Raw genomic sequence first — 16657 nt, forward strand, 5'->3', positions numbered from 1 at the left:
AAATGAACAAAAACTATGTATCAAAGATTTCTGCATTCCTCTGTATGGTACTATTAATGTCTTTACTTCCTGTCTCTCCACTTTCTTCAAACAAAATGAAGGCTGCCACAGCAAATGATTTTATCACTTCCTTTGAAAAAGATGACCCGCAGCCCACATGGCAAAACACAGCAGAAACGGATAGTAAAGGCAATAAGAAATCCTCTGGGGTGATTGGAGAGCTTCCGTATGACAGTATTCAAGGGGATATTACTAATAAAGTAACAAAAGTCACCGCAAGTGCCAACAATCCCCCGAATGAAGTTGAATCAATGTTAATTGACCAAAATCCTCAAACAAAATGGCTGGCACGTCAAAAGACAGCCACGATTGAATTGACCTTCGACGAACCACAAAATGTTGTAAAATATGCCTTCACTTCAGCTAATGATGCACAAGGAAGAGATCCAAAAGACTGGACATTATCAGGATCAAATGATGGCAAGAACTGGGTTGATTTAGACAACCAGGCGGGACAAAAGTTTGAGAAGAGGTTTGAAAGAAAGCTATATGAGTTCGAAAACGAGGACAAGTTTACTCACTTCCGGTTCAATATTACACAAAACTCAGGAGATAGCTTAACTCAATTGGCCGAAATTGCCCTGTCAAACGGGATTGATGTGCCGCCTCCTCCGCCATCGGACATGAAAGTATATGTGGGCGATGGTCCGACAAGCAGTTATACTGGCAAAACAAAGGCTGGCTGGACTGGAAAACAATCGTTAATTTATGAAGGCCGCCATGAAGCAGCTAGTGAGGGCTATGCCTATAACAAAGTCTTCGATGTGGACATTAAGGTTACGCCAAATATGCAGCTTTCCTATTATATACATCCACAGTTTATGGACAAAAATGAGCTGGATTATTCCAGTACCTATGTTTCAGTGGACCTAGTCTTTACAGATGGTACTTACCTAAGTGAACTAAACGCCATCGACCAGCATGGTGTGGCATTAAATCCGAAAGACCAAGGAGATTCTAAAACACTTTATGCCAACCAATGGAACTACAAAGAGGCCAACATCGGCAAAGCAGCCGAAGGAAAAACCATTGATCGCATTCTAGTTGCCTATCATAATCCAAAAGGTCCGGGGGTCTTAAAAGGCAGCATTGATGATATCAAGATTGTCAGTAGTCCTGCTAAGAAAACCTATTCCAGCCTTGCTGATTATGTCAATATTTTAAGAGGAACAAATGCAAACAGTACCTTTTCCCGTGGAAACAATTTTCCTGCGGTTGCTGTGCCGCACGGGTTTAACTTTTGGACCCCAGCCACTGATGCAGGTTCAACAAGCTGGCTATACAGCTATCAGCAAAATAATAACAGTGACAATCTACCAGTCTTGCAGGCCTTCTCCCTCAGCCATGAAACAAGTCCTTGGATGGGTGACAGGCAGACATTCCAAGTGATGCCTTCTGCACAAGCTAAGCCAAGTGCAAACCGTAATACTAGGGCGCTGCCTTTTAAACATGATAATGAAATGGCCAAGCCTTATTATTACAGTGTTAAATTCGAAAATGGCATCCAAACGGAAATGGCACCAACAAACCGTGCTGCGATGTTTAAATTTTCGTTTACAGGTGATAGCTCAAGTCTCATCTTCGATAATGTAAATAACAGCGGCGGGTTAACAGTAGATCAGGCAAATAATGTAGTTACTGGGTATACCGATGTAAAAAGTGGACTATCTACTGGTGCCACAAGAATGTTCGTTTATGCGACATTCGATAAAGAAATCGCAGGTGGCGGTAAGTTAACCGGCGAGGGCAGAGACAACGTTACAGGATATGTGCAATTTGATACCTCCAGTGCTGACAAAACCGTTACGATGAAAATTGCTACCTCCTTATTGAGTGTGGAGCAGGCGAAGAGGAACCTCGAGCAGGATATCAAGCCTTCTGATACATTTGATACCATTAAGGAACAAGCGAAACAGCTTTGGAATGATAAACTGGGCATTATTGAGGTAGAGGGTGCAAGCGAAGACGAACTTGTAACGCTGTACTCCAATATGTACCGCTTATTCTTATACCCAAATATAGCATTTGAAAATACAGGTACAGTCGATAAGCCTGTTTATAAGTATGCCAGTCCTTTTTCACCGGCTGTGGGCCAGAATACAGCTACTGAAACCGGTGCAAAAATCGTGGAAGGTAAGCCGTATGTTAACAATGGGTTCTGGGACACATATCGGACTACATGGCCAGCCTATACCTTATTAACACCATCCCAAGCAGGTGAAATGATTGATGGATTTGTCCAGCAATACAGGGATGGCGGATGGGTGTCCAGATGGTCTTCACCTGGCTATGCAAATTTAATGGTCGGCACCAGCTCTGATGTTGCCTTCAGTGACGCATACCAAAAGGGCATCACCAATTTTGATATCGAAGCCTTCTATGAATCAGCCCTCAAAAATGCGGCGGTTTACAGTAAAGATCAAAGTGTCGGCCGCAAAGGGCTGTCAACGTCTATTTTCAATGGCTATACCAGCACTTCCACTGGTGAAGGATTATCATGGGCACTTGACGGTTATATCAATGATTTTGGTATCGCCAATATGGCAAAAGCCCTGCTTGATAAAACAGACAAGAATGATTCAAAATATCAACAGTATTTAACTGATTATCAGTATTATTTATCCCGTTCGCAAAATTACGTTGAGATGTTCAATAAAGAAGCGGGATTCTTTATGGGCCGAAATGCTTCAGGGGATTGGAGAGTTGATGCTAAGGATTTTGATCCACGAAATTGGGGAGGAGACTATACAGAAACAAATGCATGGAATATGGCATTTCATGTACCTCAAGACGGACAGAGCCTAGCGAATTTATACGGAGGCAGAGATGGCTTGGCTAAAAAACTGGACGAATTTTTCTCCACTCCGGAAACTGGGTTATATCCAGGAGGCTATGGAGGCGTCATACACGAAATTCGCGAGGCAAGAGATGTCAGAATGGGCATGTACGGCCACAGCAATCAGCCTTCCCACCATATACCTTACATGTATAACTATGCCGGCCAGCCATGGAAAACACAGGAAAAGGTTAGTGAAATTCTTTCCCGCCTTTATATCGGCAGTGAAATCGGCCAAGGCTACGCTGGTGATGAAGATAACGGAGAAATGTCAGCATGGTATATTTTCAGCTCAGCAGGCTTTTATCCATTGCAAATGGGTCTGCCGGAATACGCAATTGGGGCACCTTTCTTTGAAAAAATGACGATTCATTTAGAAACTGGAAAAGACTTAGTTATAAAAGCACCAAATGTAAGTAAAAAGAACAAATATGTTCAAAGCTTAAAAGTAAACGGCAAGCCTTACAACAAGAATACTATTTCACATAAACTGCTTGCGGAAGGTGCTGTTCTGGAATTTGAGATGGGCTCAAAACCATCTAAGTGGGGAACTAGTGTTGAGGCATTGCCAACATCGATTACCAATCCTTCTACTAACGGGTCTTCCATACTGCCAGACCCATTAAAGGATTTGACCAGTGCTGCTAACGGCAAGTCCTCACATAGTGATCAAGGTGCTGCCAGCCTGCTGTTTGATAATAACTCGGAAACAAAGCTGACTTTAGCTGGCGATAAGCCATGGGTCCAATACAAATTTGAGAATAGTGGAAAAAGAGCAGTCATGTATACGATTACCTCCGGTGACAACAAGGCTCAAGATCCGAAAAGCTGGGAACTCATCGGTTCCAAGGATGGAAAGGAATGGACGATCCTTGATCGACGGGCTGATGTTGAATTTAAATGGCGGTCCTTTACGAAGCCATTTGCGATTCAAAACCCCGGAGAATACTCTCTTTACAGATTGCGGATTACCGGCAATGGCGGCGATGCCTCGACAACTTTTGCTGAAGTAGAATTACTGGGTTATGACAATATTGCCGGGCAGTTTGAAGAAGTCCGAGAGGCATTTGAAAAGTATGTTAGCTCTGGAGATATCAAGGGATCGCTAGCGAAGCAATTTGATGCCAAGTATACTCAGTCACAGGATCATTTTGCAAAAGAAGACTTCGACCAATCAGCGAAGAAACTGGACGACGCGTTATCCTTTATAACCAGCGCCTCTAGTAACATCAGCAAGAAAGCAAAAGAGGAGTTGAGTGCAGATGTCAGTGCACTGAGTATCTCTGTAGCACGATTAATCTCGAATGCCAATCCGGGCAATGGCCACTGGAAAAATGACGAGGAAGTAAAACAGGTTCCTATTTTTGAAGTTTCTGAGCTATCTGCCCCGACGGTCGCACCTGGTGAAAATGCAACCGTATCTGTAAAGGTAGAAAATACTGGGCTGTTAGCTGGTGAGAAAAAACTAGACTTCTATTATGAAGGCGAATTAAAAGAATCAAAGAGTGTTACACTTGACCCGGGCAAAAGTGAGACAGTGAGCTTTACGGTAAATAATGTACTGCTGGGCTTGCACCCGATTAAAATCAATGAATTATCGGGCGTTGTGAAAGCCCTCCACCCTGGCCCTGTTTTATCATTAAGCTTTGATGAAAGCAGTGGGACAGCTGCAAAAGATGCTTCACCATACGCGCATAATGGGACGCTAAGAGATAACGCCTCCTTCGCCCAGGGTAAATATGGCAATGCATTAAAATTAAACGGCGGCTATGTGGAAGTACCAACTTCTACATTCTTGAATGGAGATGACGAATTCACAATTGGCCTATGGGTCAATCTGCCAAATCCAAGCGCCGACCAGAAACTCATTGGGAATACGCCAATCGGCAGCGGTTATGTACTCGGCGTCCAAGGCGGGCTTTATCCTGAAATGTGGGATACAAGCGGTAATAGATTTAGCTTCAATAAGGGGACCATACCTGCGAACCAATGGACACATTTAGTACTGACATGGAAACAAAACGGCAAAGTCATTGGCTATATCAATGGCGAAGAAGTGGAGAACATTTCAGCAGGACCAAATCCAATTGCACAGACTACTAGATCACTCATTATTGGCGGAGCTCCATGGGGCCCAAGCGGTCTTCAAACCATTGGATTGATTGACGAATTAAAAATTTATAAGCAGGCACTGACACCGGAACAAGTTAAGCAACTGTATAACAGCAACTCTATTAAATGATTTACAAGAATCCCGGAGATACCTATTCTTCGGGATTCTTTTTATGGTGGAAATGTCCAAAAAAATGAAAATGCCCCATGATACCATGGAGCAGTGATAAACCTTATTATCCTTTTACGGACCCGGCAAGCAATCCCTTTACAAAGAATTTTCCGAGGAAAATATAAACTAGCAAGGTTGGCAAGGCCGCAAGGATCGCTCCTGCCATTTGAACATTCCATTGCACGATTTGGCTTCCGGACAGATTTTGCAGCGCAACCATAATCGGTTGCTGATCGGATGTTGTAATCGTAACGGCAAATAAGAACTCGTTCCAAATATTTGTAAACTGCCATATCCCTACCACGACAAAGCCGATAATTGAAAGTGGAATCATGATATAACGGAAAATCGTGAAAAATCCTGCTCCGTCAATTTGTGCCGATTCAATCATTTCTACTGGTATGCTGGCATAAAAATTCCGGAACATTAAGGTTGTAATTGGAATGCCGTACACAACATGCACAAGAACTAAGCCAGGAATTGTATTATATAAACCGATTTCCCGCAAAAATTGAATTAACGGAATCAAAATGCTTTGATAAGGGATAAACATCCCAAACAGCACCGCTGTAAAAATCCAGTCCGCCCCTTTAAACTTCCACTTCGAAAGGACATATCCATTTAAGGAACCCAATAAAGCCGAGAGAATGGTGGCAGGTATCACCAGATAAATGGAGTTCACAAAGTTCGGTGCCAATTTTTCAAACGCTTCTTTGTAACTAGTAAAATCAATTGCCTTTGGAAGCTCCCACATTTGCGCCAATGTAATCTGATCAAGCGGCTTAATGCTTGTAATAAGCATTAGATAAACTGGCATTAGAAAAAACAAACTAAAGACAATTAATAGCGCATAAAGAGCCGGGCGGGTTACTACTCGAACCGACATTAGCTTCCACCCTTTCTGCTTGAAATTAAATACGGGATAATAAAAATGGCAACAGATAACAACATAATAATAGTAATTGCTGCTCCGTTAGCATAATAATTGCCGCGGAAGGTCGTTTCAAACATATATACCCCCGGGACATCCGTCACAAAGTTGGCTCCTGGTCCAGTCATCGCATAGATCAAATCAAAGATTTTAAGTGAGATATGGGCCATAATGATGATGACACTAACTGTAATTGGCATTAACAAAGGAAATATAATTTTAATAAAGATTTGGAATTCAGATGCCCCATCGATCCGAGCCGCTTCCCGCAATTCATCAGGAATTCCACGCAGTCCAGCCAAGTACATTGCAACTGAAAAACCCGTCATTTGCCACATGGCTGCAATAACGACCGCAATAATAGCCACAGGGACACCAAATTCAATTGTTCCCCATTCTATCCCCGGAATAATCGTGACGCTTGTATACCACTTCGGTGATATTCCGAACTCTTTCAAAATCAGGTTCACACCTGTTGAAGGATTCAAGATCCATTGCCAAACAACACCTGTCACTACAAATGATAAGGCCATTGGGAAGAAGAAAATATTCCGAAACAATGATTCCGCTTTGATTTTTTGATCCAGTAAAATGGCTAGCAGTAGTCCTGAACCAAGAACGGCAATGATAAAAAACAATGTAAAGAAAAGCGTATTTCTTAAATCCGCCTGAAAGCGAAAATCATTGAACAAATAAGCATAATTTTTAAGTCCGGCAAAGGAAAAGTCAGGAATTAGAGTATTCCAATTGCTTAACGAGACGTATCCCGTCCATCCTATAAAGCCATAGACGAAAATGGCAATCAGGATTATGGAAGGAAGCAGACAAATAATTGCCTTAACCCTGTCATTTATCAAAGGGCGGTTTCTTTTTGTTTCCGTAATTGCTAATTTTGATTGATTTTCCAGTGATGGTGGTGTTTTAACAGTTTCCACTTATGTCCCCCCTATGAAAAAAGGGAAGAGAGACACCGTCCTCTCCTCCCCGCAATGGTTTACTTTTTAAGATCACCAGATGCATTTTTCAACGAATCTACAAATTGATCCACTTTCTGTTGCGTTACGAAAATATTGACCGCTTGGTTTACCTTTGTTAAAAATCCTTCTGGCGCAGCCGAACCATGTGCCAAACTTGGAGCCAGTTTGGCTGTTTTAAATTCTTCCATTGTTTGCTGTCCATAAACATCGTATTTCGATTTGTCTGCATCAATCCTGGCAGGAATGGATCCTTTTAATGGATTGAATGCATCTTGCCCTTCAACAGATCCTAAGACAGAAAGCCATTTCTCTACATCATCCGGATTATCCACACCTTTTGGCAAGCCAAATGTGTCCGTAACTACCATAAACAATCCATCTGTTCCTGGCGTAGCAACCCAGCCAAAGTCTTCATTTGCTTTCAACTTTAAATCATTTGAAAAATATCCTTTTGCCCAGTCGCCCATCACATTCATTGCTGCTTCTCCGGTTCCTACAAGCTGTGAAGCATCCTGCCAGTTTCTTGAGCTATGGTCTTCATTTACGTAAGATAACATTTTCTTGAATGTTTCAACCGCTTCTTTCACCTTAGCATCATCAAACGCGAGATCGCCTGTCCATAATTTCTTATAGTCATCTGCTCCCAGCGTACCTAATAGCACATCTTCAAACAAATGAGTGGCTGTCCAAGGTTCTTTATCCCCAAGTGCTAGAGGAGTAATCCCTTTGGCTTTAAGAGCGTCTGCCACCTTAAAGAAATCATCAAATGTTTTTGGTGCCTCCAAATTGTTCTCTGCAAAAATCTTTTTGTTATACCAGAGAACGTTTCCTCGATGAATATTTACAGGAACTGAATAAATATGTCCATCCTTGCTCACCAGGTCAATTAAATCCTTTGGAAACTTATCGTTCCAGCCTTCCTTTTCATAAAGATCATCGAGTGTCTCCATTTTACCGGCTGCCACCCATCCGTCATTTAGCTCGGATCCGCCGTGAACCTGGAACGTTGCAGGAGGATCATTTCCCTGCATCCTGCTGGCAAGTACTGCTTTTGCATTTGTACCTGCACCACCCGCTACCGCTGCATTTTCAATTTTCACATCCGGGTGCTTCTCTTTAAACAATTCAATTAATGCTTTTAATCCATCTTCTTCCCCAGCACCTGTCCACCAACTAAAAATATCCAGCGTTGCATCTTTATTTCCCGATTTGTTGCCGGAAGAATTTCCTCCAGAAGATGTATCGGAGCTACAGCCTGCTAATACAAATGAAGCCATAAGCAAAACTATTAACATGATCGACCAAGCTTTTTTCATTAATTTTCTCCCCCTCTTCCCTTATGAAAGCTCTTTCATTTACCAATATAGCACTAATATTCAGATAACTGTTCCGGAACTTCCTTTAATCTTTTGCATTCATCTTCACTTTTTTGTGATATATAAGAAATATCTTTCGATTACCCTATCAATAGTCGTCTTCTATAGTCACTAGGAGAAAGGCCAGTAGTTTTTTTAAACACCCTGCTAAAATAGTTAGGGTCCTTATACCCAACGTTATAACAGATTTCCTTCAAGCTGCTTTCTGGATTTTTCATCATTTCCTTGGCCTTATCTACCCGTAATTGAGTAAGGTAATCAATAAAATTAACAGAAAATCGTTCTTTAAACAACTTACTTAAATAATAGGGACTAATACCAACATGCTCCGCTGCATCTTCTAATGAAATTGACTTAGTAAAGTTCTCCTCTATAAATCCTTTTACTTTATTCATCTTTTTGTCTTCATAAACAAGATTCCAATCCATTTCTTCGGTTTCAATAGGTACTATCGCTGACTGAAGTTTTCTTCTTAAACTTTCTTGCTCTTCTTTTTCCTGTCTTTCCATCTTGAGTTCGGAAAGAATCCGCTCTACTGCTGCAACTAGTTCATCTTTTCGGGCAGGTTTTAATAAATATTCTTTCACACCCTGCTGCATGACTTGTCTTGCATACTCGAATTTATCAAATGCTGATAGCATGATGACTTTTATATGTGGCTGCTGGTCTTTAATTAATTTTACTGCCTCAATACCATCAATCCCTGGCATTTTAATGTCCATAATGATGATATCAGGAGCAAATTGGTGAGCCAGTTGGATTGCTTTTCTCCCGTTTTCAGCCTCTCCAACAATCTCTATCTCTTTTAATTTTGTTGATACAATCAGCCTAAGTACCTGTCTTTCCAGCATCTCATCATCTACAATTAGTAATTTATACATAACCTTTTGCGATAACCTCACTTTCAGCAGCAACTGGGAGCATTAGCACAATTACCGTTCCCTCACCCTTTTTGGATTGAATTTCAACTACCTGGTCCTGTCCATAAAATAATTGCAATCGCTTTATTACATTTTGAAGTCCAATCCCTGTCGAATGCCCGGTGTGCTTGGTTGATTGTTGACTGTAGTGCATAGTATCATCTAGCTCCACTAATCTTTTCTTTGTTTGTTCATCCATTCCAACCCCATTGTCTGCTACTTCAACAATGACTTGACTATTTTTTTTATAAACCCGAAGACTTAAAACTGCATCGCGCTCATAAGACTCAACGCCGTGGATAAATGCATTTTCAATAATTGGCTGCAATGTTAAAGAAGGTATTGGGAGTGATAAGCAAGACTCATCAATCTCCTTCTTAAACTGTACCCTGTCACCAAACCTGGTCATTTGGATAAAAAAATAATTATGAACGACGGCGACCTCCTCCTTCAAAGTCGTCGGTTTGTCCAGGCTGCCCAGATTGTATCTTAGTAATGCCGCTACGGAATCAATCAAATCACTAGTCCGTTCCGCACCTTCAATGTAGGCCATTCTTGAAACAGTATTTAATGTATTAAAGAGAAAATGAGGATTTATTTGATTTTGCAAACTCTTAAGTTCCATTTCTTTTAACAAGTTGTCTAACTCTGATTTCTGTTTAATTTCCTGAATTAATCGGCGAATATTTTCTCTCATATTATTAAATGTTTCGGCCAGAAAACGAAGTTCATCCCTTGTAGGTGCTTTAATATCAGGACCGTCAAATTTACCCGCCGAAATTTCCTTCGCAGCCTGTGATAAATGGGTTATTGGCTTCGTCATCCCTTTTGAAAACCAAAGGGCAAATAATAGGCTGAGAAATATGGTTATAGCAAAAATAAAAATGCCAATTGAGCTGAAGAGCTCGTTTCTTTTATGCATTTCTCTATAGAACGTTTGATAATTCGTTAATTCATGATTAATTAATGCCAATGTCGCCTCTTGTATGTATAGCGATATTCTTGACAATTCCGTTAAATGGGCCGAGTAAACCTCAATCTCATTTCGATCATATGCATTTATGATCACACTGCATTCGTCTAGAAAACTTTCAATCAAGTAATAGTAATTCTTTACTGCAATATCTTGGTTAATATGTATTTTTAGTTGGGCTTGCAAAGATTTTAACTTTTCCCGTTCAGATGAATAACTGCCCAGTCTATCACTAGAATGATCAAGCAAATAATCATCTATGGACTCGTAGACAGCTTTTGTACTGATAGATAGGTCATTTAACAAAAAGAATCTTTGCAAGATGGCATTATATTCTTCACCGGATTTTTGGCTGTTTTGAAACAAAAAATAAGCAACACTATTAATTAGGAGTACAAGGACCATGGAGTACACAATAATTTTAGTACGGATAGATACCACAGATTACTTCCTCTCTTTTCCTTTTATGGGCTATTTTTTAGTTTAAACCCAACCTCTTCCAAATTCAATTGAATCCAAATGATTCTGACTTTTTTTAAGCCCAAAGTACCATTTTATATCAAGTATGTGAGTAATCAACAGAAAACACAAAAAAACTGATGACATATTGTCATCAGTCCCTTTGTATGACCCCTACGGGATTCGAACCCGTGTTACCGCCGTGAAAGGGCGGTGTCTTAACCGCTTGACCAAGGGGCCAAATTACAGAGAAGAAGGGATTCGAACCCTCGCGCCGCTTCCGCGACCTACTCCCTTAGCAGGGGAGCCCCTTGAGCCACTTGGGTACTTCTCTATATGGCTCCGCAGGCAGGATTCGAACCTGCGACCGATCGGTTAACAGCCGATAGCTCTACCACTGAGCTACTGCGGAATAATAAGAAAGCTGCATACTCAATGCAAATTATATGGTGGGCCTAAATGGACTCGAACCATCGACCTCACGCTTATCAGGCGTGCGCTCTAACCAGCTGAGCTATAGGCCCATAATGGAGCGGGTGATGAGAATCGAACTCACAACAACAGCTTGGAAGGCTGTGGTTTTACCACTAAACTACACCCGCATGTATGGGGCGGCTGAAGGGAATCGAACCCTCGAATGTCGGAACCACAATCCGATGCGTTAACCACTTCGCCACAACCGCCGTGATTTATTTTTAAATAGAAGGTGGCTCAGGACGGAATCGAACCGCCGACACATGGATTTTCAGTCCATTGCTCTACCGACTGAGCTACTGAGCCACTTTAGTGGCGGTCTGGACGGGACTCGAACCCGCGACCTCCTGCGTGACAGGCAGGCATTCTAACCAACTGAACTACCAGACCGAATTGCGGGGGCAGGATTTGAACCTGCGACCTTCGGGTTATGAGCCCGACGAGCTACCGGACTGCTCCACCCCGCGACAATAAGAAGTATAAGATTACGTCATGCTAAAAGCTAACGTATGACTGTATCAATCTCAGTAAGCTTATTCAAGCAGCAGCTCGATTGATACAACTCGCAGAATATTCAACGATGCAATGGTCGTTGCTCCACCCCGCGACAATAAAAATGTGTTTATAATGGCGGAGGAAGAGGGATTCGAACCCCCGCGCGGTTTAACCCGCCTGTCGGTTTTCAAGACCGATCCCTTCAGCCAGACTTGGGTATTCCTCCATTATATATAAAACTATTGGTGGACCTTGTAGGACTCGAACCTACGACCGGACGGTTATGAGCCGTCTGCTCTAACCAGCTGAGCTAAAGGTCCAAGTAAAGGTTCATTAACCAATATGGTTAAAATCTGTCTGTCCCCATCTCAGAAAGCTTATTCAAGCAGCAGTTCGATGGGTACAACTCGCAGCTTGTTCAAGGAAGCCTTGCTCGTTGCTCTAACCAGCTGAGCTAAAGGTCCAAGTAAAGGTTCATTAACCAATATGGTTATGAGACAATTTGGTAGCGGCGGAGGGGATCGAACCCCCGACCTTACGGGTATGAACCGTACGCTCTAGCCAGCTGAGCTACACCGCCAAATTTCTAATTGAGTTATGGTGGAGCCTAGCGGGATCGAACCGCTGACCTCCTGCGTGCAAAGCAGGCGCTCTCCCAGCTGAGCTAAGGCCCCATAATCATGTAAGATGGTCGGGAAAACAGGATTCGAACCTGCGACCCCTTGGTCCCAAACCAAGTGCTCTACCAAGCTGAGCTATTTCCCGAAAATATAATTTAAAATGGCGCGCCCGACAGGAGTCGAACCCATAACCTTCTGATCCGTAGTCAGACGCTCTATCCAATTGAGCTACGGGCGCATATAAGATTGAAATAAATGGTGCCGAGGACCGGAATCGAACCGGTACGGTAGTCACCTACCGCAGGATTTTAAGTCCTGTGCGTCTGCCAGTTCCGCCACCCCGGCATTTCTGGAGCGGAAGACGGGATTCGAACCCGCGACCCCCACCTTGGCAAGGTGGTGTTCTACCACTGAACTACTTCCGCAAAATATAAATGGTGCGGGTGAAGGGAGTCGAACCCCCACGCCTTGCGGCGCCAGATCCTAAGTCTGGTGCGTCTGCCAATTCCGCCACACCCGCAATATTTGATGGTGAGCCATGAAGGATTCGAACCTTCGACCCTCTGATTAAAAGTCAGATGCTCTACCAACTGAGCTAATGGCTCATACTATGATGATTCCCTAAATTTTGATTGTGGACGTCAGATGTCCCCGCCTCAGAAAGAATATTCAAGAAGCGGCTCGGCATGTACAACTCGCAGCCTTTTCATAGAAGCTTTGCTCGTTGCTCTACCAACTGAGCTAATGGCTCATACTTTAATTTAAGTGGTGGAGGATGACGGGATCGAACCGCCGACCCTCTGCTTGTAAGGCAGATGCTCTCCCAGCTGAGCTAATCCTCCGAAATGGTGACCCCTACGGGATTCGAACCCGTGTTACCGCCGTGAAAGGGCGGTGTCTTAACCGCTTGACCAAGGGGCCAACTATAATGTAGACAAAATAATAGCCCCAAAAGGGGCTTAGCCCGGCAACGTCCTACTCTCACAGGGGCTTTCGCCCCAACTACCATCGGCGCTGAGAAGCTTAACTTCCGTGTTCGGTATGGGAACGGGTGTGACCTTCTCGCCATAGTTGCCAGACTATTTTTTTTAGGTTTCATTCCCTCAAAACTAGATAATGCAGAAGAAGTGTTGTAAAAACGAGTTCACCAGTAATACATGACTTGGTTAAGTCCTCGATCGATTAGTATCAGTCAGCTCCACATGTCACCATGCTTCCACCTCTGACCTATCAACCTGATCATCTTTCAGGGATCTTACTAGCTTGACGCTATGGGAAATCTCATCTTGAGGGGGGCTTCATGCTTAGATGCTTTCAGCACTTATCCCGTCCGCACATAGCTACCCAGCGATGCCTTTGGCAAGACAACTGGTACACCAGCGGTGCGTCCATCCCGGTCCTCTCGTACTAAGGACAGCTCCTCTCAAATTTCCTGCGCCCACGACGGATAGGGACCGAACTGTCTCACGACGTTCTGAACCCAGCTCGCGTACCGCTTTAATGGGCGAACAGCCCAACCCTTGGGACCGACTACAGCCCCAGGATGCGATGAGCCGACATCGAGGTGCCAAACCTCCCCGTCGATGTGGACTCTTGGGGGAGATAAGCCTGTTATCCCCGGGGTAGCTTTTATCCGTTGAGCGATGGCCCTTCCATGCGGAACCACCGGATCACTAAGCCCGACTTTCGTCCCTGCTCGACTTGTAGGTCTCGCAGTCAAGCTCCCTTGTGCCTTTACACTCTACGAATGATTTCCAACCATTCTGAGGGAACCTTTGGGCGCCTCCGTTACTCTTTGGGAGGCGACCGCCCCAGTCAAACTGCCCACCTGACACTGTCTCCCACCCCGATCAGGGGTGCGGGTTAGAATTTCAATACAGCCAGGGTAGTATCCCACCGACGCCTCCACCGAAGCTGGCGCTCCGGCTTCTCAGGCTCCTACCTATCCTGTACAAGCTGTACCAAAATTCAATATCAGGCTACAGTAAAGCTCCACGGGGTCTTTCCGTCCTGTCGCGGGTAACCTGCATCTTCACAGGTACTATAATTTCACCGAGTCTCTCGTTGAGACAGTGCCCAGATCGTTACGCCTTTCGTGCGGGTCGGAACTTACCCGACAAGGAATTTCGCTACCTTAGGACCGTTATAGTTACGGCCGCCGTTTACTGGGGCTTCGATTCAGAGCTTCGCTTACGCTAACCCCTCCTCTTAACCTTCCAGCACCGGGCAGGCGTCAGCCCCTATACTTCGCCTTGCGGCTTCGCAGAGACCTGTGTTTTTGCTAAACAGTCGCCTGGGCCTATTCACTGCGGCTCATCACAGCTATTCACCGTAATGAGCACCCCTTCTCCCGAAGTTACGGGGTCATTTTGCCGAGTTCCTTAACGAGAGTTCTCTCGCTCACCTTAGGATTCTCTCCTCGCCTACCTGTGTCGGTTTGCGGTACGGGCACCTTTTATCTCGCTAGAGGCTTTTCTTGGCAGTGTGGAATCAGGAACTTCGGTACTATATTTCCCTCGGCATCACAGCTCAGCCTTATGTGAGAAGCGGATTTTCCTGCTTCTCAGCCTAACTGCTTACACGCGCATAACCAGCAGCGCGCTTACCCTATCCTCCTGCGTCCCCCCATCACTCAAACGATAAAGAGGTGGTACAGGAATATCAACCTGTTGTCCATCGCCTACGCCTTTCGGCCTCGGCTTAGGTCCCGACTAACCCTGAGCGGACGAGCCTTCCTCAGGAAACCTTAGGCATACGGTGGACGGGATTCTCACCCGTCTTTCGCTACTCATACCGGCATTCTCACTTCTAAGCGCTCCACCAGTCCTTACGGTCTAGCTTCAACGCCCTTAGAACGCTCTCCTACCGCGGACACCTAATGGTGTCCACCCACAGCTTCGGTGATACGTTTAGCCCCGGTACATTTTCGGCGCAGAGTCACTCGACCAGTGAGCTATTACGCACTCTTTAAATGGTGGCTGCTTCTAAGCCAACATCCTGGTTGTCTAAGCAACTCCACATCCTTTTCCACTTAACGTATACTTTGGGACCTTAGCTGGTGGTCTGGGCTGTTTCCCTTTTGACTACGGATCTTATCACTCGCAGTCTGACTCCCACGGATAAGTCATTGGCATTCGGAGTTTGTCTGAATTCGGTAACCCGATGAGGGCCCCTAGTCCAAACAGTGCTCTACCTCCAAGACTCTTACTACGTGAGGCTAGCCCTAAAGCTATTTCGGAGAGAACCAGCTATCTCCAAGTTCGATTGGAATTTCTCCGCTACCCACACCTCATCCCCGCACTTTTCAACGTGCGTGGGTTCGGGCCTCCATCCAGTGTTACCTGGACTTCACCCTGGACATGGGTAGATCACCTGGTTTCGGGTCTACGACTACATACTATGACGCCCTATTCAGACTCGCTTTCGCTGCGGCTCCGTCTTTTCAACTTAACCTCGCATGTAATCGTAACTCGCCGGTTCATTCTACAAAAGGCACGCCATTACCCATGAATGGGCTTTGACTACTTGTAGGCACACGGTTTCAGGTACTATTTCACTCCCCTTCCGGGGTGCTTTTCACCTTTCCCTCACGGTACTGGTTCACTATCGGTCACTAGGGAGTATTTAGCCTTGGGAGATGGTCCTCCCTGCTTCCGACCGGATTTCACGTGTCCGGCCGTACTCAGGATCCACTCAGGAGGGAACGAAGTTTCAACTACAGGGCTTTTACCTTCTACGGCTGGCCTTTCCAGGCCGCTTCATTTACCCCGTTCCTTTGTAACTCCATGTTGAGTGTCCTACAACCCCGAAAGGCAAGCCTTTCGGTTTGGGCTGTTCCCGTTTCGCTCGCCGCTACTCAGGGAATCGCGTTTGCTTTCTCTTCCTCCGGGTACTTAGATGTTTCAGTTCCCCGGGTCTGCCTTCCATACCCTATGTATTCAGGTAAAGATACTGCTCCATTACGAGCAGTGGGTTCCCCCATTCGGAAATCTCCGGATCAAAGCTTACTTACAGCTCCCCGAAGCATATCGGTGTTAGTCCCGTCCTTCATCGGCTCCTAGTGCCAAGGCATCCACCGTGCGCCCTTTCTAACTTAACCTAAAAGGTTTTACTCTAACATTCATTAGAGAGAAAAACTAAAATGGCGATCACTCGGTTTTTACTTGGTTACTTCTTCTTACGATTATCTAGTTTTCAAGGAACAAAAAAGTTTCGAGAGAATAATTCCCTCAAAACTAAACAAACAGAAAAC

At 44.4% G+C, this 16657-nt stretch carries 6 protein-coding genes, 21 tRNA genes and 2 rRNA genes; 1 reads left to right on the forward strand and 28 read right to left on the reverse strand.

The window, feature by feature from the left end; translation table 11 throughout:
- The first annotated feature begins 2 nt into the window (after positions 1-2).
- A complete protein-coding gene (locus ACZ43M_RS21985; protein ID WP_464504663.1) occupies positions 3-5138 on the forward strand; it encodes a GH92 family glycosyl hydrolase in 5136 nt (1711 codons plus the stop codon).
- A gap of 106 nt (positions 5139-5244) precedes the next feature.
- On the opposite strand, the gene ACZ43M_RS21990 is transcribed toward ACZ43M_RS21985, so the two are convergent.
- The 28 genes from ACZ43M_RS21990 to ACZ43M_RS22125 all read right to left on the reverse strand — a co-directional run bounded on the left by ACZ43M_RS21990 (position 5245) and on the right by ACZ43M_RS22125 (position 16504).
- Positions 5245-6066: a carbohydrate ABC transporter permease gene (locus tag ACZ43M_RS21990; protein ID WP_464504664.1), complete on the reverse strand. Its 822-nt coding sequence runs from the start codon at positions 6064-6066 to the stop codon at positions 5245-5247.
- Positions 6066-6995, reverse strand: a complete 930-nt coding sequence (locus tag ACZ43M_RS21995; RefSeq protein ID WP_464508087.1) for a carbohydrate ABC transporter permease — start codon at positions 6993-6995, stop codon at positions 6066-6068. The genes ACZ43M_RS21990 and ACZ43M_RS21995 overlap by 1 nt, the downstream gene beginning before the upstream one ends.
- Positions 6996-7105: 110 nt before the next feature.
- Complete coding sequence (locus ACZ43M_RS22000; protein ID WP_464504665.1) at positions 7106-8404, reverse strand: ABC transporter substrate-binding protein; 1299 nt, start codon at positions 8402-8404, stop codon at positions 7106-7108.
- 140 nt (positions 8405-8544) lie between these two features.
- Positions 8545-9345 carry a response regulator transcription factor gene (locus ACZ43M_RS22005; protein ID WP_464504666.1) on the reverse strand — a complete coding sequence of 267 codons (801 nt, stop codon included), beginning with the start codon at positions 9343-9345 and terminating at the stop codon, positions 8545-8547.
- Positions 9338-10798 carry a sensor histidine kinase gene (locus tag ACZ43M_RS22010; protein ID WP_464504667.1) on the reverse strand — a complete coding sequence of 487 codons (1461 nt, stop codon included), beginning with the start codon at positions 10796-10798 and terminating at the stop codon, positions 9338-9340. The genes ACZ43M_RS22005 and ACZ43M_RS22010 overlap by 8 nt, the downstream gene beginning before the upstream one ends.
- A 186-nt stretch (positions 10799-10984) precedes the next feature.
- Positions 10985-11056: transfer RNA gene (locus ACZ43M_RS22015), tRNA-Glu, on the reverse strand.
- A gap of 6 nt (positions 11057-11062) precedes the next feature.
- Positions 11063-11150, reverse strand: a tRNA-Ser gene (locus tag ACZ43M_RS22020).
- Positions 11151-11153: 3 nt separating this feature from the next.
- Positions 11154-11228: transfer RNA gene (locus tag ACZ43M_RS22025), tRNA-Asn, on the reverse strand.
- 35 nt (positions 11229-11263) lie between these two features.
- Positions 11264-11340 (reverse strand) — tRNA-Ile (locus ACZ43M_RS22030).
- A 4-nt stretch (positions 11341-11344) separates the two neighbouring features.
- Positions 11345-11418 (reverse strand) — tRNA-Gly (locus ACZ43M_RS22035).
- Positions 11419-11423: 5 nt separating this feature from the next.
- A tRNA-His gene (locus ACZ43M_RS22040) sits at positions 11424-11499 on the reverse strand.
- Positions 11500-11523: 24 nt separating this feature from the next.
- Positions 11524-11596: transfer RNA gene (locus tag ACZ43M_RS22045), tRNA-Phe, on the reverse strand.
- Between the two features lie 7 nt (positions 11597-11603).
- Positions 11604-11680, reverse strand: a tRNA-Asp gene (locus ACZ43M_RS22050).
- Between the two features lie 3 nt (positions 11681-11683).
- Positions 11684-11757: transfer RNA gene (locus ACZ43M_RS22055), tRNA-Met, on the reverse strand.
- A gap of 161 nt (positions 11758-11918) precedes the next feature.
- Positions 11919-12011 (reverse strand) — tRNA-Ser (locus ACZ43M_RS22060).
- Positions 12012-12028: 17 nt separating this feature from the next.
- Positions 12029-12105, reverse strand: a tRNA-Ile gene (locus ACZ43M_RS22065).
- A 183-nt stretch (positions 12106-12288) separates the two neighbouring features.
- A tRNA-Met gene (locus tag ACZ43M_RS22070) sits at positions 12289-12365 on the reverse strand.
- Positions 12366-12383: 18 nt separating this feature from the next.
- Positions 12384-12459: transfer RNA gene (locus tag ACZ43M_RS22075), tRNA-Ala, on the reverse strand.
- Positions 12460-12473: 14 nt separating this feature from the next.
- A tRNA-Pro gene (locus ACZ43M_RS22080) sits at positions 12474-12550 on the reverse strand.
- Positions 12551-12566: 16 nt separating this feature from the next.
- Positions 12567-12643, reverse strand: a tRNA-Arg gene (locus tag ACZ43M_RS22085).
- Positions 12644-12661: 18 nt separating this feature from the next.
- Positions 12662-12750 (reverse strand) — tRNA-Leu (locus ACZ43M_RS22090).
- A 5-nt stretch (positions 12751-12755) separates the two neighbouring features.
- Positions 12756-12830, reverse strand: a tRNA-Gly gene (locus ACZ43M_RS22095).
- A gap of 10 nt (positions 12831-12840) precedes the next feature.
- A tRNA-Leu gene (locus tag ACZ43M_RS22100) sits at positions 12841-12925 on the reverse strand.
- Positions 12926-12934: 9 nt separating this feature from the next.
- A tRNA-Lys gene (locus ACZ43M_RS22105) sits at positions 12935-13010 on the reverse strand.
- 161 nt (positions 13011-13171) lie between these two features.
- Positions 13172-13247, reverse strand: a tRNA-Val gene (locus ACZ43M_RS22110).
- A gap of 4 nt (positions 13248-13251) precedes the next feature.
- Positions 13252-13326, reverse strand: a tRNA-Glu gene (locus ACZ43M_RS22115).
- A 41-nt stretch (positions 13327-13367) separates the two neighbouring features.
- A 5S ribosomal RNA gene (rrf, locus tag ACZ43M_RS22120) occupies positions 13368-13484 on the reverse strand.
- An 83-nt stretch (positions 13485-13567) separates the two neighbouring features.
- Positions 13568-16504, reverse strand: a 23S ribosomal RNA gene (locus ACZ43M_RS22125).
- Positions 16505-16657: the final 153 nt, after the last annotated feature.

It is taken from the genome of Neobacillus sp. B24, assembly GCF_055381825.1.